Origin of the sequence: Anaerovibrio sp. (assembly GCF_024697385.1) — a bacterium.
Lineage (GTDB): Bacteria > Bacillota > Negativicutes > Selenomonadales > Selenomonadaceae > Anaerovibrio.
Window position 1 is genome coordinate 1 of record NZ_JAILFV010000062.1, and the last position, 10,582, is coordinate 10,582.

At 43.5% G+C, this 10,582-nt stretch carries 8 protein-coding genes; all 8 read right to left on the bottom strand.

All coding sequences use genetic code 11. From position 1 onward, the window contains the following. Positions 1–993 precede the first annotated feature (993 nt). The 8 genes from K6C05_RS03045 to K6C05_RS03080 all read right to left on the bottom strand — a co-directional run bounded on the left by K6C05_RS03045 (position 994) and on the right by K6C05_RS03080 (position 10,318). Entirely contained in the window at positions 994–1,572 is a 579-nt protein-coding gene (locus K6C05_RS03045) for a peptidoglycan-binding protein (RefSeq protein WP_296731076.1), read from the bottom strand. Positions 1,573–1,786: 214 nt separating this feature from the next. Continuing rightward, the gene (locus tag K6C05_RS03050; protein WP_296731079.1) at positions 1,787–3,673 is read right to left on the bottom strand and encodes a glutamine synthetase; all 1,887 of its coding nucleotides are present in this window, start codon (positions 3,671–3,673) and stop codon (positions 1,787–1,789) included. A 143-nt stretch (positions 3,674–3,816) separates the two neighbouring features. Next, on the bottom strand, positions 3,817–4,845 hold the full coding sequence (locus tag K6C05_RS03055; protein ID WP_296731081.1) for an HlyD family efflux transporter periplasmic adaptor subunit: 1,029 nt from the start codon (positions 4,843–4,845) through the stop codon (positions 3,817–3,819). A 328-nt stretch (positions 4,846–5,173) separates the two neighbouring features. After that, positions 5,174–5,839 carry a hypothetical protein gene (locus K6C05_RS03060; RefSeq protein WP_296731084.1) on the bottom strand — a complete coding sequence of 222 codons (666 nt, stop codon included), beginning with the start codon at positions 5,837–5,839 and terminating at the stop codon, positions 5,174–5,176. A gap of 216 nt (positions 5,840–6,055) precedes the next feature. Then, the gene (locus tag K6C05_RS03065) at positions 6,056–7,048 is read right to left on the bottom strand and encodes a nucleoside kinase (RefSeq protein ID WP_296731086.1); all 993 of its coding nucleotides are present in this window, start codon (positions 7,046–7,048) and stop codon (positions 6,056–6,058) included. 191 nt (positions 7,049–7,239) lie between these two features. Next, positions 7,240–8,235, bottom strand: coding sequence for an inorganic phosphate transporter (locus K6C05_RS03070; protein ID WP_296731088.1), 996 nt, complete (start codon positions 8,233–8,235; stop codon positions 7,240–7,242). Then, positions 8,228–8,857: a DUF47 family protein gene (locus tag K6C05_RS03075; RefSeq protein ID WP_296731089.1), complete on the bottom strand. Its 630-nt coding sequence runs from the start codon at positions 8,855–8,857 to the stop codon at positions 8,228–8,230. The genes K6C05_RS03070 and K6C05_RS03075 overlap by 8 nt, the downstream gene beginning before the upstream one ends. A 219-nt stretch (positions 8,858–9,076) precedes the next feature. Next, on the bottom strand, positions 9,077–10,318 hold the full coding sequence (locus K6C05_RS03080) for an aminotransferase class I/II-fold pyridoxal phosphate-dependent enzyme (RefSeq protein ID WP_296731092.1): 1,242 nt from the start codon (positions 10,316–10,318) through the stop codon (positions 9,077–9,079). Between the last annotated feature and the right edge of the window lie 264 nt (positions 10,319–10,582).

Consider the following 10,582-nt stretch of genomic DNA (forward strand, 5'->3'; position numbering starts at 1 on the left):
CGAGCTTTAAGATGTCCCCCTTCCTCTTTAGGTGGGGGAAAACAAACTACAACAGCTGGCGAGCATATCTCCCAGCTCGTTGAAACGCTAATTGGAAGATTTTTCTTCTAAAGAAGAAAAATTTGAACAATGGCGTTATAAATAATTAATTACAAGAAAAAATCCCCCCACCAGGATATCCGGTTGTGGGAAATTCAGCATACGGCCATACTGCCACTGAATAAAGATCACCTTTATCCGTCAGCATCGGATAAAAAATTTACATACAAATATATACTGCAAAATCATTAAGTCATACAAATGTCTAAAACCATATTTTACTCAGAGGCTGTCAAACTCCTTTCACCTATTCCCCAATAACATCAGCAAGTAATAACATAAAGGATGTAAGCCCTCTGAGTTTCAGTCAAATTGATCTATAGCCCAAAAATAAAACTGAAATGAAAATCCCTGCCTGCAAACTGAATCTGGGAACACCATAAAAATTAATACAGACCTTGAGCTCTTGAGTTTATTAATCACCCAAAGGTCCTAGGAAAATATGAATAACCGGCTTCAGTCACCATGAGATGCCCTGTCTCATACCATCTGCTGATGATGGATGTCAATGGCTGAAGATATTATCCAGCACTTCCCTAGTTTTTTATAATTATTATAACACAAAATTTTAAAAAATATTAAATTTTTTAGTCGGAACACATAAAAAACAATGTTAAAGTGCATTTTTTTAATTTAATTTTAATTTTTGTCCGAAGGGGACAATTTTGATAATGCAAATCAATAAAAATATATTATGATACCTGACTATCCATAATACTTATTCATTAATAAAACTGTAATTGACCGACATTAGTAAAATATACCTATTATGTTAAAGTGTTTTAAATCACATTCCCAAAAAGCAAATAAATAGTCCCACCTTAACCAGTGGTAAAAAAAATACCGGCTGTAAGCCGGTATTCAAGGATAATATTTCAGTCTGATACAGATATATCAATCCAAAATATAAATCTCAATATGCTGTCTGCCAAAGGCCAAAGCCTCCTCATGGGTATCAAAAGCTATATCAATCGTGTTGTCAACAATACTTGACCCCATATCCTCAGCTACAGCCTCACCATAATCCGGAATATACACCCTGGTTCCCATAGGGATGAAATTCGGATCTGAAGCTATTACACCCTTTCTCAGGCGGGTCCCGGTGGCCGTTCTTGGGCCGGTTTCAACCGGGCTGTATGCAGATGCATGCACCATTACCCGACGGGCATTTTCCAGGCCGGCAGGTGCCTTAGGCGGATCAAGCCGTCTATAGGTCTGAGGGCCGCATACGCCATCTACCAAAATCCCTTCTGCTGCCTGAAACTTCTTGATTGCAGCAACTGTTGCTTTATCACATTCTCCGGTTTCTGCACCGAAATAAAACCCTTTTTCCTTTAACAATCTTTGCACTGTTATGACATCATGTCCATGAGAACCTTCCTTAACAAGAATCCCTGCAGCGAAAACCGATGAACTCACCAGCATAATCACCATACACACCAGTGCGCTAATCATGAGCTTGCCAAGTCTCAAAAAAAACCACCTCTCATTCTCACAAAATCACTGGCACTATTATACCATAAATAGTAAAAATTCGTCAAAAAGGCAAAGCCAGCACTGGAAAATCAACGGTTACAGTCTTTTGCCAACAATAACAAAACAGCCGTGGAAAAGACATCCATGCTTCCCGATGCCTTTCCCACAGCCCACTGATTACATTTATTATATTGAGTCAGCCAAACCCATATCAGATAATATTTTTTACATATACATCATAAAGGGCCTTAAGCTCTTCCATTCTGTCATACATTTCTACCTGCAGTCCGGAAGCAGTCTCATAATCACCCTCGTTCAGCGCATTAATCAGCAGGGTAAACAGGGACTTGTTATCAATGCTGTCCTTGGCCAGATAGCAGCGAAGCTCACTGATTTTATTCCAATTATAGGCATCCTGATCCGTAACGAAATTGGATTTAACCTCATTGGCCGCACGGACAATTTCACGATTTTCCGGAATGATACGGGCAATCAGCTCAGTCTTCCAACGAAGGAGTGCACCTTCCTTGAATGCATCAATGACAGCATCAGTAAAGGCCCCAGCCTTGGTGATGGCAGCACGCTTGTCGGCATGATTGTCAAGAGCAGTGAGATTTTCCCATACAGTAGCAGGAGGTGCACCAAACAGGTGATTACGCTCATCCTCAGTATAATCCTCAAACACATCCTTTTCGGATCTGTATGCCCTGTCAGTCTCAAGATAGCCAGCCTTGGTGCCGGCTTCCTTGGACAATTCTGCCAGAAGCTCATCAGTAGTCCTGGTAACGGAATAACGCACACCATCCAGTACAGCAGAATAAATAGCTGCCAAAACAAGATAGGTATCGGTATATGGATTGCAGGCACGAAGCTCAAACCTGGTAGCAGCAGGATTGGAAATATCACGAATAAGGCCTGCAAGGATTGACCGGTTACGGGATGGAACCTTTGGACTGTGTCCCAGGGATGTAACGATACATACAGGGGCCTCAAAACCAGGCTTCAGGCGGTTAAGGGAATCATTGGTAGCAGAAACGAAAGGATTAATAACCTCATAATTCTTCAACAGCCCCATGATTGCACCATAACCAATGGCACTCATGAAATCAACAGTCATTTCCTTTGGTGAGAAAAGATTGTAGAAGGAACCATCCTCCATGATTGCTGCCAAACCAATATGGGTATGCTCACCGTTACCGGCAACACCAATCATTGGCTTTGCCTTGAAGCTGACCTCCAGGCCATTGAGACGGAAGGTCTGCTTTACGATGGTACGGACAAGGAGCTCATTATCTGCAGCCTGAAGGGCATCGGCAAAACGCCAGTCTATTTCAATCTGCTCACATACAGAGGTCATATTACCGCTCTTATCGAGATGAGCCTTGATACCGCCTACCTCCTTATGGCCCATTTCCACCTTGAGGCCATAGGATTCAAGACGCTCAACAGTCTGCTCCAACGCAGTTCTGACAACACCATGGGTACGCTGCCAGTACTGCTCCTGCATTACCTGGGAAGCAAACATTTCATCCACATGCACATGGGACAGCGGTGTCTTTACCCAAAACTCCAGCTCTGTAGCTGCAGTAAAACTGATATCAGCTACCTTGCTGCAGTCAATGTGCTCCAGTCCGGAAATTTTTGGGTTGGAATGTAAAATATCCAGCAGTTCCTTTTTTACAAAGGAAAGGGTATCTGCAAGTACGGAACGGGAGTCAACCCTCTTGCCGTCGTGAACCAGGAAGGCAGGAATACGCAGTGTACCAATAGGCAGGCCGGTTTCCTCATCATAATTTTCAAAATTGTAATCAATAAACCAATTAACTGAAGGATCGATTGGCATGTCAACCTTGGCATTGTTCAGAGTAGCAATCCCTGACAGTACAACGGAGGAACCATCAGTCTGAACAGCCCTGCCTGCATAAAAATCATCAATATCCTTCAGGAACACCCGCATTGGAATCTTCTCATCAGTATCATTTCCTGCAAGGTCAATACCTACCAATGACACAAACTTAATTTCCGGATGCTCAGTAAGTGATGCAATAATATCTTCCTTTTTGCTGTTAGCCGGGATTACAAATAATAATTCTTCCATGTCGCCTACCACCTTTTCAAATTAACAATAAAAAAAGCCACACGACTGCTGATAAAACAGTTCGCGTAGCTTCATCGCCACAAAATATTCAACTTATTACAATGATAATGATATCACAGCGATTTTAGTTTGGCAAGTTTTTTTTAAGATTTGCTAAACCGCACATCCACGGGATTGCCAATATGAATGTCACTCTTTATTTCACGAGGCACAGCAATCTTCACTATCAGCTTGCCTTCAGGATATATGCTGTCGTATTTGCCCTCGGTATTTTCATCAGGCTGACCATGATCCTCCGGCTCTATGATTTCAAATATGGTTCCGTCATATTTCTTGCGGTCTACATAAAAGGAGGCCAGCCTGCCAATATCTACATAATCTGCCTCGGTTTTGTCCAGATATGCCTCAACCCATATATCCGAATCATCACCAACATAGGCTACCACATCACCCGGATTAATCTCCGTACCGGCTTCGATGCCATTGAGATATACGACTCCATCCACAGATGCCGTAATTTCGGTAGCTCCGGCATTAGTCTTGGCTGCCTCCAGGGCTGCCCTGGCTTGATTGACCTGTTGCTGGGCCATTTTAACGGCTTCCTGGTTAGGTGGCTGATAGGTTGCTTCATAGGATATGTCAGTCGTCTGCCGTGATTTGTTGGCCAAAAGGCTCTCGTACTGGGCTTTGGCCTCATCACGCTGAATACCGCTGATCGCTCCCATTTCATAGAGAGAATTCATCTGATCAAGCTTCTTTTTGGCATTGGCTATTTCAGCCTCTGATGCCCCAGCCACAGAGGACTGCACCATTCTTGGTCTGGATACCACTACGCCCTTTTTGATCTGCTCCAGATTTTTCTGGGACAATTCCAGCGTCTGCTGCATCTGTTTCAACTGTTCATCAGTTACTGCTACCTGGACACTGGCTATTACATCACCGGCTTTTACAACATCACCGTCATGAACCAAAACCTCAGTGACCTTTCCTGGTGCCCTGGCCCTAACACCAACCATACTGCTGGCAATTTTTGCATCATATATATTGATATTCCCCCAGGTATAGAGCACATACCATACAACACTGGAACAAATAAATATCAGGCTCAATACTCCTACCAGGCCATACTTAATGCAAAATTTAACTTTATTTGTAATATCTATTTCTGCCACTCTCTGCCTCCAACATGATTTCCGGTCTTCCCTACATTAACAGGTATTACCCTGCAGCGAAAAAACATGACCATACAAAATCCCGGAAAAACTTGACTAAAATCCAGAGCGCCTGAGAAAGGACTACTGAATCAGCCTCATAATCAAACACAAATCACAAGGGAACCGGGCCGTATCAGCAAGCCAAGTTCCCCTGAATAAATCAAAATCATCCTATACCTGTCAGGTGATGAAAAAACATCACCTGCACTGAGCGTCAAAACTCATAAAACACAGTCTGCCAAAGCAGTCAGCCATCTAGCGTATCAGACGCTGAAGCTAACCGATTTTATAAACAATTTGGAGTGCCGGACCCGCACTGAGCAAGGTCTATTTTATCCCCCAGCAACTGACCTTCAATGTCTTTCCAGGAATTGTTTATTGTCTTCATTGCCAGTATCCTTCTGACATCCACCTTGATTGCCTTTGCCAGACGACCTGCCTGGACAATATCAGCCATTTTATATTTCTGGTCTATCAGCAGGGAGATAACCTTTTTGTCAAGGCCGTATCTCTTCCCGATCACATTGACTGCCACCTGTTTGCGGTGCTCCCTCAATACATTTTCGGAAATGCCTATCTCCCTGAAAACATCAAGCCAGGTGTTGGCATCATTTTTCAGGGCAACCACACCATCAAAGGTCTTATTGGCCAGCATCGCCATGTATGCCACACGGCACGCGTCCTCAAGGGCTCCCCCTCCATCACAGAACGCCAACAGGGAACTGTAGCTTATACCATAACTTTTCGAAATTTCTGCCACCAGCTCGTGCCTGTCAGGCCAACGCCTTGGCACAATCATCAGCTGCCGGTTGGTATCCACCGGATTGGCAACAGCTCCGGGCTGTATTGCCTGATTGCTGGCAGAACAAAGGACAGCAGAAAAACTTAATGCTCCCATCAGCATTATCCCTGACAAAACCTTTAAGATCCCATTTTTGGTCAGCTTTACCATAGGATTCACCCCTCTACGCCTTTTGTACATTATAGCATAATATTCAGTCTAAAATCCTTAAATAATTATAACGCAGTTGTTCAAATTTTTCTTTAAAAAAAAGAAAAATCTTCCAATTAGCGTTTCAACGAGCTGGGAGATATGCTCGCCAGCTGTTGTAGTTTGTTTTCCCCCACCTAAAGAGGAAGGGGACATCTTAAAGCTCGTTATAAAAATTCAGCTGACATTAAAACAGGAACCACCAATAAATTCCCTTATCAGGGAATTTGATGGTATATCCTTTGCGTCATATATGGATTTGAAATTCCGACAGAAGGCCAACAGCTCCTGACCCTTCTCGAAGGTAGGATTATCAGGGTCTATTTCGGCCAACATATACATTGCAAAGTGCTTCAGGGCTCCCAGCTCATATATCAGTGCCGAATTAAACATAACATCTGCATCATCCTGGTACGGGAAGATGTATTTTTCTTCCCCCGCCCTGACATTTGGCCACTGCAAAATGGTACTGCTGGCCGAACGCCCACGGGTACGATAATCACGGACAATCCGCCGCAGCAACCGCACACGGGAGGTGGAAATTCTGGTATTTTCATCCATGTTGAGCTGATTAAGCGCGCTTACATAAATCTTGAATTTGTTCCCGCGTGGAATGGCGCTGGTTAATTTCTCGTTCAAGCCATGAATGCCCTCCACAATAATGGGCTGATCCATACCGATCTGAACCTCTGTTCCAAAATCAAACTCCCTTATTCCTTTTTTGAAATCATAAATAGGTGTCAGCACCTTTTCACCATTCAACAGGCTCCACAGCTGCTCATTAAACAGTTCCGTATCAACGGCATCAATGGATTCAAAATCATAATTGCCATCCGGCAGCTTTGGGGTATCCAGCCGATTCACAAAATAATTGTCTATCGAAACCGACACTGGCCTAAGCCCCATAACCATCAGCTGAACCTTCAGCCTCTGGGCAAAGGAAGTTTTCCCTGAAGATGACGGGCCTGCTATGAGTATCAGTCGGTTATCGGCTATGCCATTCGCTATATGATCAGCAATATTGGCAATTTTCTTTTCATGCAGTGCCTCAGATACACGAATTAAATCGCCTATATTTCCTGACTCAATAATTGCATTTAAATCAGATACATATGAACAATGAAGAATCCTTGCCCATTCCTTTGCTTCTTCCAACACTTCACGAAACATATCAAACACCTGCCTCTATATATAATGAGACTTATTCAGTGAGAGTTTGTGACTCCTGCTGAATTTCAGTCAACATAATCCCATGCCTTATGGGAATCCGCCACTGCAGGGTGACAGAAGGCCCCATTGACATTGGATAAATGAAATGCCCGAAAGGGCAGTATACACCCTTTCAGGCAAATAATGCATAATCAACCAAATACTGCAGTGACCAGCGTATAACATATGGCGCCCATAACAGCGGTACAAGGTATGGTCAGTACCCATGCCATAACCATCTGCTGTGCAACTCCCCAGCGGACAGCCCTGATTCTCTTGGCTGCCCCTACACCCATAATAGAACCGGATACTACATGTGTGGTACTTACAGGCAAATGAAGCAATGTAGCAGTAAAAATAGTGATTGATGAATTAAGGTCTGCCACAAAGCCATTTATAGGTTCCAGCTTAAAAATCTTGCCGCCAACGGTTTTAATAATGCTCCAGCCGCCGACTGATGTACCCACCGCCATGGCAGTAGCACAGAGAATTTTCACAAGCAATGGAACCTCAAATTCATGCAGCACCCCACCTGACACCAGGGCCAGGGTAATGATACCCATTGATTTCTGAGCATCATTGGAACCATGGGAAAAGGCCATGGTAGCTGCTGTTATGATCTGCATTTTTTTGAACTTATGATTTACCTTGGATGGACTGGAATTACCAAAAATCATAAATATCAGGTTCATTAAAATAAATCCGATCACCATACCAATTACAGGCGATGCCACCAAGGCTATGACTATTTTGCCGATACCCATGAAATTCAGTCCGGCAACCCCCATGTCAGACATCAGCACACCGCCGATGATGCCCCCAACAAGGGCATGGGATGAACTACTTGGAAGACCGATCTTCCAGGTAAGGAGATTCCATATAATGGCACCGGTAAGGGATGCAATTATTATCTGCTGACTTATATGGCCAACAACTATATCTCCACCAATGGTCTTGGCTACACCGGTACTTACCAGGGCACCGAAAAAGTTAAGCACAGCTGCCATGATAATGGCTCGGCTTGGGGAAATGGCCCTGGTAGATATGGAAGTGGCCACAGCATTTGCCGTATCATGAAATCCATTTATAAAATCGAAAATCAGGGCCAATGCTATAACTATTATTATCAAAGGATGTAAATCAAGCATACTTCATTACCACACCCCTAAGCAAATCAGCCAATTTTTCACAGTGATCAAGGGTATCCTCCAAATCCTCCAAAAGATCCTTCCACTTGATGAGCTCAATAGGATCCTTTACCTGGGCAAAGAGATAAGCCAGCTCACTTCTGAAGATATGATCCCCCTCACTCTCCAGCTTGCTGACATCACTTGTCAATTTCAGGATTTCATCCTGATTTTTGCTTATTTCCTTTAAAAGTTCAAGAACCTTAATTATTTTCTGGGTGCACTCAATCAACAGCTTTGTCAGACGGATAGCGCCTTCACGGGCTTCACCGGTATGGTAGATAACTATTCGCTGCAAAATCCCCTGCAAAAGATCTACGCCATCATCCAGGCCATTGGCAATGGAATATATGTCTTCACGGTCAATTGGTGTAATCAGGGTCCGGTTGAGCTTGTCAATGATACGGTCATTGACCTTATCTGCCTGATGCTCAATATCATTGATTTCCTTGACCTTGATATCGGCTTTGCGATGATCGACCATTACCTCATCCATCAAAAGTGTTCCCTGATAAAAAAACTGAGCACTTTCAATGAATAAATCATAGAACTCAGATCCTCGTTTTTTATTTAAATTAAACATAATGACCTCCTCGCAATGCACATTCTATGATAACTATAACACATTACAGGGCAAAATAAAAATATTATTTAAAACTCATTAATTCCTTTATCTTTCATTATTTGAAGCATTTTTCAGACGAAATTTCCGCAAAAATTAACCCATGTCACAGCAATAAAAGAACCGGACTGTCCCCCAGTCCGGTTCCATAAAAAGAATATATTATCAAAAAATAAAATGTCAGCCTTCAACTGCCTGAACAGCCTTCAATACCTTTGCGGCCATGCCATACATCTTTACCTTTGGCACTGAGCATACTGCTATGCGAACGCCCATCTTCAAAGGAACTGCAAAAATCAGGTCATCGTGAAGCTTTTCACAAACAGCTGACGAATCACTGGTTGGAACAGAGATAAAAAATCCTGCTTTATAAGGCAGGGCATTCAACCCACACTCCTTGGCCTCGTTCATGAAGATTGCCGCCCTGTCACGGATAATTCCGTACAGCGCATCCCTTTCACCCTCGAATTTTGCCAGCAGCTCACTATCCTGCTGTATAGTAGTCAACAGTGTCTGGGCCCCGCGGCTTACATTGGACCAGGTTGCCCTGCCGGTGTACTTGGTGACATTCTTGAATTCCTCAATTATTTCCTCATTCGAGGAAAGACCAATCAAAGCACCTGTACGCTGTCCATACATGGTATAGCCCTTGGACATGGAAAAGGCAAACATCACAAAGATATTATCCGGGAGATTGCCAAACTGCTTCATAAATCTTCTGGTCTGATTCTTTTCACCGGCATAATCAATGTAGGCAATATCCACCAACAGGTTTATTTTCTTGCCCTTGGACGCCCAGCTCCTGCAGATATCCAACACCTTGGTCCATTCTTCATCAGTAAGGCTGTAGCCTGTAGGATTGTGTGCAGGGGTATTGATGATCAGAAGCAGGGAATCCTGCTTGCCCAGGAGCTCTGCAGTCTTTTCCTCCAATGCCTTGACATTGTAATTCTGATGTTCATCAAATAATGGATATGTGGCCAGAGTACGGGCTTCTTCCTGACAAAGGACATTGTAGGTTCCCCAGAACCAGTCAGAGGTCAGAACCTGGTCACCGATTTCCGAATAATTCATTATGGCCATATGAATGGCTCCTGTACCGCCAGCAGTAGAGCACGCTGCCAGATACCCCTCAGGTTTGTTGTCTGCAAAGGTGAGATTAATAACGCTGTCAAGGTATGCAGGCAGCCCTGCAGGTGGTGCATAGGCGGCAATATCTGCTATATCAAGGCCCCTAAAGGCTTTTTCCATGGTAGGCAGACAAGCCAGTTTTCCATCTTCATCAATTATGGACCCAACAGTTGCATTGGTAACCTTAGCTGCGCCATGCTCCTTTATTGCCTTGTTGCAGGCTCCGCTTGCGCCAAAAATAACATCAACCAACTTCTTGCCAACACGATGTGAAGCGACCTGTGAACTCATATGTGCAATGCCTCCTTGTATAATACATATCATTAGGTTAATTATAACGCCTAAAATCAAAGTTTGCCAGAGGCAAATTATTCTCTGTCAGCGTTTCAACGAAGTGAGAGATATGCTCACCAGCTGTTATAACGCCATTGTTCAAATTTTTCTTCTTTAGAAGAAAAATCTTCCAATTAGCGTTTCAACGAGCTGGGAGATATGCTCGCCAGCTGTTGTAGTTTGTTTTCCCCCACCTAAAGAGGAAGGGGACATCTTAAAGCT